This window comes from Quadrisphaera sp. KR29 (assembly GCF_052644995.1).
The window spans coordinates 78,086-92,456 of the sequence record NZ_JBQXXG010000006.1 but is presented as its reverse complement, the minus strand read 5'-3'; the positions used below and the strand labels follow the sequence as shown (position 1 = coordinate 92,456).

Below are 14,371 nucleotides of genomic sequence, written 5' to 3'. Positions count from 1 at the left end.
GCCCGGGCGGCCCCCGGTCCCAGGCGGTCCCCAGGCGCTGCGCAGCTGCGCGGTGTGGGATGTCCGGTACGCCCCACCCCGTCCCGTCCGTCCGCCCCAGCCGGAGGTCACCGTGCGCGCCGTCCGCTCCCTCACGCACACCGCGTCCACGCTGCTCGTGCTCGCGGCCCTCGTCGTCGTCCTGGTGGCCTTCGCCCTGCCGCGGGTCAGCGTCCCCGGCGTGGACACCACGGCCCTGGAGACCCGCTCCCAGCAGCTGGTGCAGCGGGTGGTCGCCACCACCACCGGAGCGGTCACCGGAGCCTGGGAGGGCGCCGTCGAGGGCGCCCGCTCAGCCGGCTGACAGGTGGTGCAGGGCCAGCGCCGCCAGCGCGGCGGACTGGTCGGCCAGCACCGCGTCGTCGAAGACGACGAGCGGGGAGTGGTTCCACGCCGCGGTGGCCGGGTCGACCCCGTCGGGGCTCGCCCCGAGGAAGAGGAAGGCGCCGGGCACCCGCTGGAGCACGAAGCTGAAGTCCTCCGAGCCCATCAGCGGGTTCGTCATGAGCTGGCCGCGGTCCTCGCCCAGCAGGCCCCGCACCACCGCCAGCGCGGTGGCCGCGGCGCCGGCGTCGTTGGCGGTGACCGGGTACTGCACCTCGAAGGAGACCTCCGCGGTGCAGCCGTGGGCGGCGGCGATGCCGTGCGCCAGGCGCGCCGTCTCCTCGCGCAGCCGCTGCACGGAGGCGTCCGAGAGGGTCCGCACGGTGGCGCCCAGCCGCGCGGAGGGCGGGATGACGTTGACGGCCTCCCCGGCGGACAGCTGCGTCACCGACAGCACCACGGGGTCGAAGACGTCGAAGCGGCGGGTGACCATGGCGTGCAGGGCGGTGACCAGCTCGGCCAGCGCGGGCACGGGGTCGAGCGCCGCGTAGGGGCGCGAGCCGTGCCCGCCGGCCCCGGTGACGGTCACGTGCAGCTGGTTGGACCCGGCCATGAGCGGGCCGGGGCGGGTGGTGAACACCCCGCGCCGACCGGGGGCCACGTGCACGCCGTACGCGGCGCTGGGGTGGGTGCCCGAGGCGGCCAGCACCCCCTCCTCGACCATGATCTTCGCGCCGCCGAAGCCCTCCTCGCCCGGCTGGAACATGAGGACGACGTCGCCGGCCAGCTCCTCGCGGCGGGATGCGAGCAGCCGCGCCGCGCCCACCAGCCCCGCGACGTGCAGGTCGTGCCCGCACGCGTGCATCGCGCCGTTGGTGGAGGCGTAGGGCAGGTCGCTGCGCTCCACGACCGGCAGCGCGTCCATGTCTCCGCGCAGCAGCACGCTGGGCCGCGGGGCGCCGGCCGGCACCGCGCCGCCGCGCAGCACGGCCACCACGCCGGTGGTCGCGCTGCCGGCGGGGCCCGTGGAGATCTCCAGCCCCAGGCCGGCCAGGGCGTCGAGCACCGCGGCCTGGGTGCGCGGCAGCTGCAGGCCCACCTCGGGGTCGGCATGCAGGGCGCGCCGCAGGGCGACGAGGTCGGGCAGCAGCTGCTGGGCGTCGGTGAGCAGGGTCACCGGCCCCACGGTGCCACCCTCAGGTGGCCGAGACGACGCCGGTCCCGACCAGCAGCAGGACGACGGTGCCGGCGATGACGCGGTAGACGATGAACAGCGAGTAGCTGTGGCGCGCGATGAACTTCAGCAGCCAGTCCACGGTGAGGTAGGCCACCACGAAGCTCACGGCCGTGGCCAGCAGCGTGGGGCCCCAGCCGATGCCGCTGGAGATCTGCGGCGCGGCGCTGAAGCCCTGGTAGACGCTGGCCGCGGCCAGGGCGGGGATGGACAGGAAGAAGGACAGCCGCGTCACGGTCACGCGGTCGAGCCCGCGCACCAGGCCGATGGACATCGTGGCGCCCGAGCGGGAGACCCCCGGCACCAGGGCCAGGCACTGCACGACGCCGATGGCGAGCGTGTCGCGCCAGGTCACCGAGCTCTCCGGCCGGTCCTGCTTGGCGGTGCGGTCGGCGTAGAGCATGACGAAGCTCCAGCCGATCAGCGCGACGCCCACCACCCACAGGCTGCGCAGCGACGTCTCGATGAAGTCCGAGAACAGCAGGCCGACCACGCCGATGGGCAGGGAGCCGATGATGACGCCGACGGCCATGCGCCAGTCGGCGTTGCGGCGGGCCAGGGGGCTGCGCAGCCCGTCGAGGAAGGCGGCGATGAGCCTGACGATGTCGCGCCGCAGGTAGAGCAGCGTCGCCAGCACCGCGCCCGACTGGATGATCACCGTGAAGGCGGTGATGTCGCGGTCGTCGATGCGGTAGCCGAGCAGCTTCTCCAGGATCGTCAGGTGCCCGGTGCTGGAGACCGGGAGGAACTCGGTGAACCCCTCCACAGCACCCAGCAGGACGGCGTGCCACCACTCCACGTCAGACGGTCCCTCTCACCACGGCTCGCCGGCGGCCCGGCGACCTCGTCGACGCCTGCCGGCACGGTGCCCCACCGTAGGGGAGCGGACCTGACGGGGACCTGACGACCGGCCGGGAGCACCGGGCCGTCACCGCCGCTCACTAGAGTCCGGCGGGTGCTCGCGGTCCACGGCGTCTGGGCGCGGCGCGGCGCCCTGTGCCTGTGGGCGGAGGCACCGGCGCGGCTGCCGCTGGCCGGCGCCGACGCCGAGGCCGTCCGCGAGGCCCTGTCCGGGCCGCTGCCGCGCCTGGCGCACGCCCTGGTGGCCCGCTCGCGCGGCACGGTGGAGCTCCAGCTGCCCCAGCCGCCGGCCGGCGGGGGGCCCCCGTCGCTGGCCGTGCAGCGGCTGCCCGCCGTGGTCCTGCACCCCGACCGCGCCCTGGCGGTGCTGCTGGAGCTGCACGAGGCGGAGGCGCGTGCGGGAGCGGCGCCCGGCCTGCCGTGGCCGCTGGAGGTCGGTGAGGACCTGCGCTGGCTCGCCGGCGTCGCCGCGGCCGCCGCCGCGCGGGCGCGCGCCGGTCTGCTCGTGCCCGGCCTGGAGCAGGCCGAGGGGGAGTGGTGGGGCGGCTGGCACCCGCTGGCCGACAGGGCCTGGCGGCGCTGGTGCGACGCCGCCGCCGCCGCCGCGCCGCCCGCCGCCCGCAGCGAGGACCCCGGGCGAGCCGGCCGCCCCGCCTTGGAGCTCCTGGACGCCGTCGTCGCCGACGTCACGGCCCTGGTGGGCGCGCAGCGGGCCGCCGCCCTGCCGCAGGGGCTCGCGCCCGAGGTGCCCGCGGACCACCCCGACGCCGCCGCGGCGTGGCTCGCCTCCCTGCGCACGGGGGAGCCCGTCGGCCCCGCGGCGCCCGCGCGGGCCCTGGTCGAGCTGGCCGCGCGCGCGCAGCGCTGGCGCGCCAGCGCCACCACCCAGCCCGCCGAGCTGCTGCTGCGCGTCGCCGAGCCCGCCGGCGAGGACGAGCCGTGGCTCCTGCAGGTGCGGCTGCGCTCGCTGGACGACCCCAGCGCCGTCGCCACCCCCGGCGAGGTGCGCCGCGGCGTGAGCGGTCCGTGGGGGCAGGAGTGGGACGGCGACCTCGACCCGTGGGCCTTCGCGCTGGCCGAGCTGGGTCGCGCCGCCGCCGTGCACCCGGGCCTGCTGGAGCTGGGCGCCTCACCCGACCACGACGCCGAGCTCGACGCCCAGCAGGTGGTCGACCTCGTCACCGACGGGGTGCCCGCGCTGGTGGAGTCCGGCTTCGCCGTCGCCCTGCCCGGCCGGTGGCTGCGCCCGCAGCTGGGGCTGTCGGTGCGCGCCCGCCGCCCCGGGGACGGCCCCGCGCCGCAGGGCACCTCTGACGTCCCCGCCGCCGTCGGGGCGCCGGGCGGCCTGGCGAGGAGCGACCTCGTGGAGGTCGACTGGAAGGTGGTCCTCGGCGACGTCGAGCTCGACGAGGCCGAGCTGGCGGTCCTGGCCGAGCAGCGCGCTCCGCTGGTGCAGCTGCGCGGGCAGTGGGTGCAGGTCGACGCCGACGCCGTCGCCAGGTCCCTGCGCTTCCTGCGCCGCAGCACCCACCAGGAGTCCTCCCTGACGTCGCTGACCGGGGTGCTCGGCCAGCTGGCCTCGGGCACCCTGCCCGCGCCGCTGGTGTCCCTGGACGGCGACGGGCCGCTGGGCGCCCTGCTGTCCGGGGGGCTGTCCGGCGGGTTGGGCGGCACGCAGCGCACCCTCGAGCCGGTGCCCGCTCCGGCCGGGCTGCGCGCCCGGCTGCGGCCCTACCAGGAGCGCGGCCTGGCGTGGATGGCCTTCCTCGACGCCCACGGCCTGGGCGGGGTCCTGGCCGACGACATGGGCCTGGGCAAGACCGTGCAGCTTCTGGCCCTGCTGCTGGCCGAGCGCGAGCGCGACCCGGGCTGCGGGCCGACGCTCCTGGTCTGCCCGATGTCGGTGGTCGGCAACTGGGAGCGCGAGGCCGCCAGGTTCGCCCCCGGCCTGCGCGTGCACGTCCACCACGGGCCCGAGCGCCTGCGCGGGCCCGAGCTGCTGGCCCTGCTCGACGGCAGCCCCACGGCGCCCGACCTCGTGCTGACCACCTACCCGCTGGTCGCCCGCGACGCCGAGGACCTCGCAGCGCTGCCCTGGCGCCGGGTGGCCCTGGACGAGGCCCAGCACGTGAAGAACCCCGCCACCCGCGCCGCCCGCGCCGTGCGCCAGGTGGCCGGCGCGCCGCACCCGCCGCAGGGCACGCAGCGGATCGCCCTGACCGGCACGCCGGTGGAGAACCGGCTGGCCGAGCTGCACGCCGTCGTCGACTTCACCAACCCCGGCGTGCTGGGCAGCGCCACCCGCTTCCGGGAGCGGTTCAGCGTGCCGGTGGAGCGCCACGGCGACGAGCGGGCGACCCAGCTGCTCACCACCCTGACCCGCCCGTTCGTGCTGCGGCGCACCAAGACCGACCCCGGGGTGGCCCCGGACCTGCCCGCCAAGCTCGAGCTGGTGGTGCGCGCCAACCTCACCACCGAGCAGGCGGCGCTGTACAAGGCCGTGGTCGACGAGATGCTCGCCAAGGTCCGCGAGGCCGAGCTGGCCCGTGACGGCGTGCAGCGGCGCGGGCTGGTGCTGGCCACGCTCACCCGCCTCAAGCAGGTCTGCAACCACCCCGCGCAGCTGCTCGCCGACGGCTCCCCGTTCCTGCGCCGCGGGCAGCACCGCTCCGGCAAGCTCGCGCTGGTCGACGACGTGCTGGACACCGTCCTCGCCGAGGGGGAGAAGGCGCTGCTGTTCACCCAGTACCGCGAGCTGGGCGCCCTGCTCGCGCCGCACCTCGAGCAGCGCTACGGCGTGCGGGTCCCCTACCTGCACGGCGGGGTGCCCAAGAGGGCCCGCGACGCCATGGTCGAGGACTTCTCCGGCGGCGACCGCGAGGCGTCGAGCCCGCTCATGCTGCTCTCCCTGCGCGCCGGCGGCACGGGCCTGAACCTCGTCGCGGCCAACCACGTCGTGCACGTGGACCGGTGGTGGAACCCCGCCGTGGAGGCCCAGGCCACCGACCGGGCGTTCCGGATCGGGCAGACCCGGCAGGTGCAGGTGCGCAAGCTCGTCTGCGTGGGCACGGTCGAGGAGCGCGTCGACGAGCTCATGGCCCGCAAGGCCGACCTCGCCTCCGCGGTCGTCCGCTCCACCGACGCGGGCTCGGGGGAGGGGTGGCTCACCGAGCTGTCGACGGCGGAGCTGCACGACCTGGTCCGCCTGGGCGCCGAGGCGGTGGGCGAGTAGTGGCCGGCCCGACGGGCGCGACGGGCAGGACCCCGTGGGACTCCTCCTGGCCCCCCGGCGCGCGCATCCCGGCCGACGGCATCAGGCCGCGCTCCAAGCGCGGCGCCTTCGCCACCACCTGGTGGGGGCGGCGCTTCACCGACGCCGTCGAGGAGGCCGCCGGGCCGGGCCGGCTCGCGCGCGGCCGCACCTACGCCCGCGCCGGGCAGGTGGTCCACCTCGAGGTCGGCACCCCCGGCACCCGGACCGCCGGGCGGGTCACCGCCACCGTGCAGGGCAGCCGCACCACCCCCTACGACGTCGTCCTGGCGCTGGGGACGTGGGACGCCGAGACGCGCGCGGAGCTGGCCGACGCCCTGGCCGCCGACCCCGCCGCGCTCACGGCGGTGCTCGGGGGGAGGCTGCCGGAGTCGTTCGAGCAGCTGTGCCTGGACGCCGGCCTGGTGCTGCTGCCGCGCTCGCTGTCCGACCTGCGCACCAGCTGCACCTGCCCCGACCTCGTCGAGCCGTGCAAGCACGCCGCCGCCGTGGTCTACCTGCTCGCCGAGCGCCTGGACACCGACCCCTTCACCGCGCTGGGCCTGCGCGGGGTGGAGCGCGACGCGCTGCTGTCGCTGGTCGCCGAGCGCCGCGCCGCCCTCGACGCACCGGACGACGACGGCGGCGGCGGCGGGCGCCCGGCCCGCAGGGCCGCCACCGGCGGCCCGCTGCCCGCCGACGCCTCCTTCTGGCGCGGCCGCCCGCTGCCGCCGCCGCCGGAGCCGGCGCTCGCGGCGGGGGCCAGCGCCCTCGACGCCCTGGACGCCTCCCTGCTCGGCCCCACCGGGGACGCCCTGGTCGCCCGGCTGCGGCCCCTGCTCACCGCCATGGCGGCTGAGCGGCCCGGCGCCTGAGCGGCGCGGCGGCTGACCGGGCGGGCGGGCGCCGGTCCGTCTACTGTCGCGGGGCCCCCCAGCGCTGCAGCAGCCCGGTCCGCGGGGGACGCACGAGGTGAGGCACCGCTGTGACGGCCTTCGTCATCTTCCTGCTGGCCGGCGCGAGCGCCCTGCTGGCCGCGGTGCTCCCGCGCGTCCTGGCGGGCCGCCCCCTCAGCCTGCCGATGGCCTTCCTCGGCCTGGGCGTGGCCATCGGGTTCCTGCCCGGCCTGCCGGCCGTGGACCCCCTGGAGCACGAGGCGGTCACCGAGCACCTCACCGAGGTGGTGGTGATCATCTCGCTGATGGGCGCCGGCCTGGCCATCGACCGCCCCCCGGGGTGGCGCCGCTGGCGCACCACGTGGCAGCTCATCGCCGTGGCGATGCCGCTGACCATCGCGCTGGTCGCCCTGACCGGCAGCGCGCTCGGCGGGCTGCCGCTGGCCGCCGCCGTCCTGCTCGGAGCCGCGCTGGCGCCCACCGACCCCGTGCTCGCCGGTGACGTGCAGGTCGCCGAGCCGAGCGAGGACTCCGACGAGGACGAGGTGAGGTTCGCCCTCACCAGCGAGGCCGGCCTCAACGACGGCGCCGCCTTCCCCGCCGTCTACCTCGCCCTGGCCCTGGCCGCCCACGGCGGGGCGCTGGGCAGCTGGCTGTGGGGCTGGGCCCTCTCGGACCTGCTGCTGCGCCTGGCCGTCGGCGTCGCGGTGGGGCTGGGCACGGGCTGGGTGCTGGGGAAGGTGTTCTTCCGCTCCCGCCACGACGCGCTGCGCCTGTCCGAGCAGGTCGAGGGCTTCACGGCGCTCGCGGTGACCTTCCTGGCCTACGGGGCGGCGCAGCTGCTGCACGGCTACGGCTTCGTGGCCGTCTTCGTCGCCGCCGTCACGCTGCGGGCCGCCGAGCGCTCCCACGGGTCGCACCGGGTGGCTCACGGCTTCGTGGAGCAGACCGAGCGCATGCTCACCGCCTGGCTGCTCCTCCTCCTCGGAGCGGCCATCAGCGACGGGCTCCTCGGCGGGCTCACCTGGCAGCTCGCCCTCGTCGCGGTGCTGCTGGTGGCCGTGGTGCGGCCCCTCGTGGGAGTGGTCTCCGCGCTGGGGACCGACGGCGGGTGGCGCGAGCGCCTGGCCATCGCCTTCTTCGGCGTGCGCGGCATCGGCTCGCTGTACTACCTGTCCTACGCCCTGGCCCACGGCGACTTCCCCGGCGAGTCGCTGTGGGCGACCGTCGCGCTGGCGGTGGCCCTCTCGGTGGTGGTCCACGGCGCCCTGGCCACCCCGGTGATGGCGCGGCTGGACCGCCGCCGCAGCGAGCAGGGCCAGCGCCTCGGCAGGGCGGCTGACGACCCCTCCGTGGACGTCCGCCTGTGAACCGCCCCCGGCCTGTCCCGGGCCGTCCCGCGCCGCTGCGCCCGCGGCGCCGGTAGCGTCCCCGGGTGAGCGACCAGGCCGAGGCGCTGCTGGAGCGCATGCTCGAGGGCGTCTTCAACGAGGCGGACGCCGACCGCAGGGCGGCGGTGGTGGCGGAGGTCTTCACCGAGGACGCCGTCTTCGTGGACGCCGACCGCACCGCCACCGGGCACGAGGAGCTGGCGGCCACCGTGACCGCCCTGCTCGCGCAGGGACCCGGCGCCGTCTTCGTCCCGCAGGGGCCGTTCCGCGGTGTCGGCGACCTGGGGATGCGGGCCTGGAGCCTCGGCCCGCCCGGCGGGGAGCCCTTCCTGCGGGGCCTCGACGTCGTCCAGGTCGTCGACGGCCGGATCGCCCGGCTCTGGACCGTCCTGGACGGCTGAGCCCGGCCGTCAGCGGCCGCGGCCCAGCTGCGCCGCCAGTTGCGCCGCCAGCTGCGCCGGCTGCGGGCGGGCGCTCGCGGGCAGCGAGCCGGCGGCCACCAGCGCGTCGAAGGCCAGCAGCAGCGAGCCCACCACCGGCGCCACCCGGGGGACGCGGACCGAGCCGTCGGTGACCGCGGGGTCGCGCGCCAGCAGCGCCGCGCGCACCTCGGCGGCCAGCCGCGGCGAGCCCGCCTGCAGCAGCCCGCCGCCGAGCACCACCGGCAGCTCGTGCAGCGGGTGCCCCAGCCGCGCGGCGCTGGCGGCGGCGAAGTCGGCCACCTCCCCGGCCAGGCGGCGCACCAGCGCCACGGCCACCGCGTCCCCGGCGTCGGCCGCCGCGAGCACCGCGGGGGCGAGGTGGCGCTCGGAGCCCGCCGGCGCGTGGCCGCGGTGCAGCGCCAGCACCGCCTCGTGCGCGCTCGCGGTGCCGTACTGCGCGCGCACCGCCGCGGTCAGCGCCGTGGCCGGCCCGCGCCCGTCCTCCTCCCGGCACGCCGCGCCCAGCGCCGCCACCCCGAGGTCCGCACCGCCGCCCCAGTCGCCCGAGACCGGCCCCAGCGACAGGAACCGCACCGTCCGCTCGCCGTCGAGCCCGACGGCGTTGGTGCCGGTCCCGGCGATCACGGCGATGCCGCGCGCACCCCCGCCGTCGCCGGCGGTGCCGTCGGCGCCGGGGCCGGTGTCAGCGGCGGAGCGCAGCACCGCGAACAGGTCGTTCACCACCGACAGCGCTCCGCCGGCGTCGACGAGCCCGCGCTCGCGCGCCACCACCGCCAGCGCCTCCTCCTCGTCCGGCTGGTCGACCCCAGCCACCGCCAGCGCCGCCACGGCGTACCCGCGCGTCGGGGCGCCGGCGGCGGCCAGCGTCGCCTGCACCACGTCGAGGCAGCCCGCGTCGGTGAGCTCGTCGGGGGAGCCCCCCGGGCCGCGGCCGGCGTGCAGCACGCGACCGGAGGCGTCGGCGACCGCGACGGCGGTCTTGGAGCCGCCGACGTCGACGCCCAGCAGCAGCCCGTCCATCAGCCCGCTCGTCGGGTGACGCCCGGCAGCAGCCGCTCGACGAGGTCCCACTGGCCCACCAGCGGGTGCGCCAGCAGCGCCCGCCGCACGTCGTCGTCCTCGCGGGTCAGCGCCGCCCGGGCGATGAGCCGCTCGTAGGCCGTGACGTGCTGGACCAGCCCCAGCGCCTCCGGGGCCAGCGGCGGCTGCGGCAGCGGCCGCACCGTCCCGCCGCCGGCCGAGCTCACCTCGCACGGCACCTCGACGACGTCGTCGGTGGACAGGCCCTCGACGACGGGCCGCCCGTCCCGCTCGTTGCGCACGTCCACGACGTGCACCGCGGGCCGGTCGCCCAGCAGCGAGGCCAGCAGGTCCACCGCCGCCTCGGAGTAGTACGCGCCGCCGCGGCCCTCCAGGGCCGCCGGCTTGGTGACCAGGGCGGGGTCGGCGTAGGCCCGCAGCAGCTCGGCCTCCAGGTCGGCGACGACGGCGGCGCGCGGCCGCTCGGTGCGCTGGGCCGCCACCACGGCGTCGTGCTCGTAGAAGTAGTGCAGGTAGTAGGAGGGGATGGCGCCGGCCAGCCGCACCAGCTCGGGCGGGAACGGGTACTGCGCGACGACGTCGTCCATCCGCTCGGCGAGCAGGCGCGGCAGCACGTCCTGGCCGTCCAGGAGCACCCGCCGCGTCCAGGAGAGGTGGTTCAGCCCCACCGGGTCGACCGCCACGCGGCGCAGCTGCTCGGGGTCGGCGGTGTCCACGCCGAGCAGGCGGGCGGCCCAGCGCTGCACGCCGATGGCGTAGTTGCACAGGCCGACGGCGCGGTGGCCGGCGTCGAGCAGCGCGCGGGTGACGATGCCGACGGGGTTGGTGAAGTCGACCACCCAGGCGCCGTCGGCGCCGCGGCGGCGCACCTGCTCGGCGATCTCCAGGACGACGGGCACCGTGCGCAGGGCCTTGGCGGCGCCGCCGGCGCCGGTGGTCTCCTGGCCGACGCAGCCGCACTCCCCGGGGAAGGTCTCGTCTCCCAGGCGGGCGGCCTGCCCGCCGACGCGCAGCTGCAGCAGCACGGCGTCGGCGCCGTCCAGGGCGCGGTCGCGGTCGGTGGTCAGCGTGGTGGTGACCTGCAGGCCCTGCGCGGCGAGCATCCGCTGGGCCAGGCCGCCGACCACGTCGAGGCGCGCGCCGTCGACGTCGAGGAGCACCAGCTCGTCCACGCGCAGGTGCTCGCGCTGCGCGGCGAGGCCGGACACCAGCTCAGGGGTGTAGGTGGACCCGGCGCCGACGACGGTGACCTTCATGCTGCCCTCACGCGCTGCCTCATCGGACCAGCGTGCCGCAGCCTTGCACGCAGCGTGAGCGCCCCCCTAGCGTGGGGCGGTGCACTGCCCGTTCTGCCAGTTCGCGGACTCGCGCGTGGTCGACTCCCGGACGTCGGACGACGGCCAGTCCATCCGCCGGCGCCGCCAGTGCCCGCGCTGCGGGCGCCGCTTCTCGACGTCGGAGACGGCCAGCCTCACGGTGCTCAAGCGCTCCGGCGTCGCCGAGCCCTTCAGCCGCGACAAGGTCATCGCTGGGGTGCGCAAGGCGTGCCAGGGCCGCCCGGTCACCGCCGACCAGCTGGCCCGGCTGGCCCAGCAGGTGGAGGAGCAGGTGCGCACCGCCGGGCGGGCGGAGGTGGACGCCCACGACGTCGGCGTGGCGGTGCTGGCGCCGCTGCGCGAGCTCGACGAGGTGGCCTACCTGCGCTACGCCTCGGTCTACCAGGGCTTCGACTCCCTGGAGGACTTCGAGGCGGCGATCGCGCTGCTGCGCGCCGAGAACTCCGTCGGCCAGCCGGTCAGCGCGCAGCGGCCTGCGGAGCCGCCGCAGGACCAGCAGCAGGCCCCGCAGCCGTCGTCCGCGCGGGGCTGAGGCCCAGCCGGCGGGCCACCTCGGCCGCGGGCTCGGCGCGCCCGTGCCAGAAGCCCTGCGTGTCGTCGCAGCCCGCGGCGACCACGGCGGCCAGGGTCTCCTCGTCCTCGACGCCCTCCACCACCAGGCGCAGCCCGAGGCGGTGGGCGAGGTCGACTGTGGAGGCCACGATCGCGGCGGTGCCCGCGTCGGTGAGCACCCGCGCGGTGAAGGACCTGTCGAGCTTGAGCTCGGTGGCCGGCAGGTCGGCCAGGTAGCTCAGCGAGGAGAAGCCGGTGCCGTAGTCGTCGATGGACAGCTGCGCCCCCAGCGCCCGCAGGCGGCGGGCCGTGGCCAGCGCCTGCTGCGGCTCGGACATGAGCACGGTCTCGGTGACCTCCACGACCAGCAGCTCGGCCGGCACGCCGCTCTCGCTCAGCGCGGCGTCGACCAGCGGGACGAAGGTGGCGTCGGTGAGGCAGGTCGGGGAGACGTTGACGGCGATGCGCAGCGGCTGCCCGGCGGCGTGCCACTCGCGGGCGTCCAGCAGAGCCGTGCGCAGGACGTGCTCGGTCAGGCGGCTGACCAGCCCCTGCTCCTCGGCGATGGCGAGGAACACCTCCGGGCCCACCAGCCCGTGGCGCGGGTGGCGCCACCGGACCAGGGCCTCCAGGCCCGCGATGCGGCCGGTGGCCGCGCTGACCTGCTGCTGGTAGTGGACCACCAGCTGCGCGGAGGGGCTGCGGTCGGGCTCGCCGGACTCCGACAGCGCCTCCCGCAGCTCGTCGGCGAGCAGTGCCCGCTCGCGCACCGCCAGGTCGTGACCCGGGTCGAACAGGGCCAGCCCGCCGCCGGCCGCCTTGGCGCTGTACATCGCCACCTCGGCGCGGCGCAGCAGCTCCGGCGCCGGCTCGAGCTGCGCCTGCCCGGGGGCCTCCCAGGCGTCGGCCCAGGCGAGGCCGACGCTCACCGGGTGCAGGGGGGCGACCGCCGCCACGAGCCGGTCCCCGACCAGGCGCGCCCGGGCGGCCTCGTCGCCGGTCAGCAGCACCGCGAACTCGTCCCCGCCCAGGCGCGCCAGCACGGCGCTGTCGGGGGCGCTGGCCCGGGCCAGCTCGGCGGTGCGGCGCAGCACCACGTCCCCGGCCTCGTGCCCGTAGCGCCCGTTGACCTCCTTGAAGCCGTCGAGGTCGACCAGCAGCAGCGCCACCAGGGAGCCGCCCTCGTCGTCGTCGTCCTCGGCGGCCGCCGCGGCGCTCCCCAGGGCGCCCTCGAGCTCGGCCAGCAGGCGGCACCGGTCCGCCAGTGACGTCAGCGGGTCACGGCCCGCAGCCTGCGCGCGGTCCGCGGCCGCGGCAGCGGTCTCGCGCAGGTGGCGCGCGACCCAGACCCCGGCTCCCACGAAGCAGCCGAGCAGCACCACCGCCGCGGTCAGGGCCATCGGCAGCGGCAGCGGGCGGAACGCGTGCAGCAGCAGCGCCCCCGCGGCCGAGCAGACGGCGGCACCGCCCGCGGCGAGGTCGGCGGGGCTGCGGCGGGCGCTCACCAGTCCGAGGCCACCACGGCCTCGTGGAGCTTCGGCATCATGGCGGCCAGGCGGTCCTCGGTGACGGCGCCCTCGGACAGGCCCAGCACGTCGCTGGTCGGGGCCTCGGGGGCCACCAGACGGCCTGCGGCCTCGATGGAGGTGGCGAGCACCCTGGACCACGGGGTGGTCCTGGCCCGCCCGGAGGGGTCGTCGACGATGTCGAGGGCCTCGGTGAACTCCCGCGGGAAGCGCCACGCCGACAGCGCGGCGGCGGAGACCTGCGTGTGCCGGAAGCCGTGCACCTCCTGCTCGGCCAGCAGCAGCGCCCGGCGCCCGCCCGCGGCGACGTCCTCGCGGTCCAGCAGCACCTGGTAGGCCGGCTGGTCGTGCTGGACGAGGATCGCCTGCCCCAGGCCGGTGAGCAGGCCCAGGCAGAAGGCGTCGGGGGCGGGCACCCCGAACAGCGGGGCCAGCGAGCTGCAGGCCACCGCGGTGGCCTTGGAGCGGGGCCAGAAGTCGGCCGGCAGCACGTCGTCGGTGTCCAGGCCCGCGGCGGCGGTGGCGGCCATGGCGCGGATGGTGGAGAAGCCGACCACGGTCACGGCGAAGGACACGGTGCGCACGCGCCCGCCCAGCCCGAAGTAGGCGCTGTTGGCCAGCTTCATCACCCGGGTGGTCAGCGCGACGTCGGCGGACAGCGTGCCGGCCAGCTCCTTGGAGCCGACCGAGTCGTCGTCGGTCATGGCGACCACGCGGGCGGCCACGGGACGGCGGGCCGCGAGCTGGTCGACCAGCTCGAGCAGGTCGCCGATGCTCGGGCCGGCCTCCTCCTCGGGGGCGGCGGCCTCGTCCGTCGTCTGGACACCGGTGGTCATGGGTGGCGCTCCGAGCTGTCGCGGGTCTGGCGGGACCCCGCCCGCGGGGGAGGTCCACACCCCGCCCATCGGCGCGGCGCCGCCGCGCCTGCACCCCGGCCGCCCCAGGGCACCCGCTCGGCGCACTAGCCTGCGCGGCGTGGGCTGGGACCGGCACGTCTACGGCGAGCGCGACGCACCGTCGACGGTGGTGGAGCACGGGGACTTCGAGTGCCCGTACTGCGCCGCCGCCGCCCCGGTGCTCAAGGAGCTCGTCGACGGCTCCGGGGGGCGGGTGCGCCTGGTCTTCCGGCACTTCCCGCTGTTCACGCGGCACCCGTTCGCGCTGACCGCGGCGCTGGCCTCGGAGGCCGCCGCCGCCGAGGGCAGGTTCTGGGACCTGCACGACCTGCTCTTCCGCCACCAGGCGGACCTGTCCGACCCGCAGCTGGTCGCGCTGGCCTCGCGCGCCGGGGTGCAGGACCCGGGCGCGGTGGTGGGGGAGGCCGCCCAGCGCCACCGCCCCGCCGTGGAGGCCGACTACGCCGACGGCGGTGCGGCCGGTGTCAGGGGCACGCCGACGCTGTTCGTCGACGGCCGCCTGTACACCGGCCGCGTGGAGCTGGCCGCGCTGCGGCGCGAGCTGGGCCTGCGCCGCTGAG

The 14,371-nt window shown here is 77.3% G+C and carries 13 protein-coding genes; 7 read left to right on the top strand and 6 right to left on the bottom strand.

What is annotated here, in order from left to right:
• Nucleotides 1–112 precede the first annotated feature (112 nt).
• Nucleotides 113–343 carry a hypothetical protein gene (locus ACUN9U_RS07330; RefSeq protein ID WP_445484281.1) on the top strand — a complete coding sequence of 77 codons (231 nt, stop codon included), beginning with the start codon at nt 113–115 and terminating at the stop codon, nt 341–343.
• Here the strand turns inward: ACUN9U_RS07330 and ACUN9U_RS07325 are convergent.
• Both ACUN9U_RS07325 and ACUN9U_RS07320 read right to left on the bottom strand, forming a co-directional pair.
• A complete protein-coding gene (locus ACUN9U_RS07325; protein ID WP_445484280.1) occupies nt 332–1,540 on the bottom strand; it encodes a M20 metallopeptidase family protein in 1,209 nt (402 codons plus the stop codon). The genes ACUN9U_RS07330 and ACUN9U_RS07325 overlap by 12 nt on opposite strands.
• Before the next feature lie 19 nt (nt 1,541–1,559).
• Nucleotides 1,560–2,396, bottom strand: coding sequence for an undecaprenyl-diphosphate phosphatase (locus ACUN9U_RS07320; RefSeq protein WP_445484279.1), 837 nt, complete (start codon nt 2,394–2,396; stop codon nt 1,560–1,562).
• Nucleotides 2,397–2,552: 156 nt separating this feature from the next.
• Between ACUN9U_RS07320 and ACUN9U_RS07315 the strand changes: the two genes are divergently transcribed.
• The 4 genes from ACUN9U_RS07315 to ACUN9U_RS07300 all read left to right on the top strand — a co-directional run bounded on the left by ACUN9U_RS07315 (nt 2,553) and on the right by ACUN9U_RS07300 (nt 8,396).
• Nucleotides 2,553–5,690 carry an SNF2-related protein gene (locus tag ACUN9U_RS07315; RefSeq protein ID WP_445484278.1) on the top strand — a complete coding sequence of 1,046 codons (3,138 nt, stop codon included), beginning with the start codon at nt 2,553–2,555 and terminating at the stop codon, nt 5,688–5,690.
• On the top strand, nt 5,690–6,583 hold the full coding sequence (locus ACUN9U_RS07310) for an SWIM zinc finger family protein (RefSeq protein WP_445484277.1): 894 nt from the start codon (nt 5,690–5,692) through the stop codon (nt 6,581–6,583). The genes ACUN9U_RS07315 and ACUN9U_RS07310 overlap by 1 nt, the downstream gene beginning before the upstream one ends.
• A gap of 110 nt (nt 6,584–6,693) precedes the next feature.
• Nucleotides 6,694–7,974, top strand: coding sequence for a cation:proton antiporter (locus ACUN9U_RS07305; protein ID WP_445484276.1), 1,281 nt, complete (start codon nt 6,694–6,696; stop codon nt 7,972–7,974).
• 65 nt (nt 7,975–8,039) lie between these two features.
• Nucleotides 8,040–8,396, top strand: coding sequence for a nuclear transport factor 2 family protein (locus tag ACUN9U_RS07300; RefSeq protein WP_445484275.1), 357 nt, complete (start codon nt 8,040–8,042; stop codon nt 8,394–8,396).
• Nucleotides 8,397–8,405: 9 nt separating this feature from the next.
• On the opposite strand, the gene ACUN9U_RS07295 is transcribed toward ACUN9U_RS07300, so the two are convergent.
• Nucleotides 8,406–9,458: a BadF/BadG/BcrA/BcrD ATPase family protein gene (locus ACUN9U_RS07295; RefSeq protein ID WP_445484274.1), complete on the bottom strand. Its 1,053-nt coding sequence runs from the start codon at nt 9,456–9,458 to the stop codon at nt 8,406–8,408.
• Nucleotides 9,458–10,735, bottom strand: a complete 1,278-nt coding sequence (locus ACUN9U_RS07290) for a family 4 glycosyl hydrolase (protein WP_445484273.1) — start codon at nt 10,733–10,735, stop codon at nt 9,458–9,460. The genes ACUN9U_RS07295 and ACUN9U_RS07290 overlap by 1 nt, the downstream gene beginning before the upstream one ends.
• Nucleotides 10,736–10,814: 79 nt before the next feature.
• Here ACUN9U_RS07290 and nrdR point away from each other — a divergent pair, with 79 nt between their 5' ends.
• On the top strand, nt 10,815–11,348 hold the full coding sequence (gene nrdR / locus ACUN9U_RS07285; protein WP_445484272.1) for a transcriptional regulator NrdR: 534 nt from the start codon (nt 10,815–10,817) through the stop codon (nt 11,346–11,348).
• On the opposite strand, the gene ACUN9U_RS07280 is transcribed toward nrdR, so the two are convergent.
• Nucleotides 11,275–12,873: a putative bifunctional diguanylate cyclase/phosphodiesterase gene (locus ACUN9U_RS07280; RefSeq protein ID WP_445484271.1), complete on the bottom strand. Its 1,599-nt coding sequence runs from the start codon at nt 12,871–12,873 to the stop codon at nt 11,275–11,277. The two genes, nrdR and ACUN9U_RS07280, sit on opposite strands and share 74 nt — an antisense overlap.
• On the bottom strand, nt 12,870–13,730 hold the full coding sequence (locus tag ACUN9U_RS07275) for an HDOD domain-containing protein (RefSeq protein WP_445484270.1): 861 nt from the start codon (nt 13,728–13,730) through the stop codon (nt 12,870–12,872). The genes ACUN9U_RS07280 and ACUN9U_RS07275 overlap by 4 nt, the downstream gene beginning before the upstream one ends.
• A 139-nt stretch (nt 13,731–13,869) precedes the next feature.
• Between ACUN9U_RS07275 and ACUN9U_RS07270 the strand changes: the two genes are divergently transcribed.
• Nucleotides 13,870–14,370, top strand: a complete 501-nt coding sequence (locus ACUN9U_RS07270) for a DsbA family protein (RefSeq protein WP_445484269.1) — start codon at nt 13,870–13,872, stop codon at nt 14,368–14,370.
• Nucleotide 14,371: the final 1 nt, after the last annotated feature.

Bases quoted from the DNA above. Each gene is read 5' to 3' on its own strand.
- ACUN9U_RS07295 (WP_445484274.1), bottom strand. From the start codon at position 9,458: ATGGACGGGCTGCTGCTGGGCGTCGACGTCGGCGGCTCCAAGACCGCC.
- ACUN9U_RS07290 (WP_445484273.1), bottom strand. From the start codon at position 10,735: ATGAAGGTCACCGTCGTCGGCGCCGGGTCCACCTACACCCCTGAGCTG.
- ACUN9U_RS07275 (WP_445484270.1), bottom strand. From the start codon at position 13,730: ATGACCACCGGTGTCCAGACGACGGACGAGGCCGCCGCCCCCGAGGAG.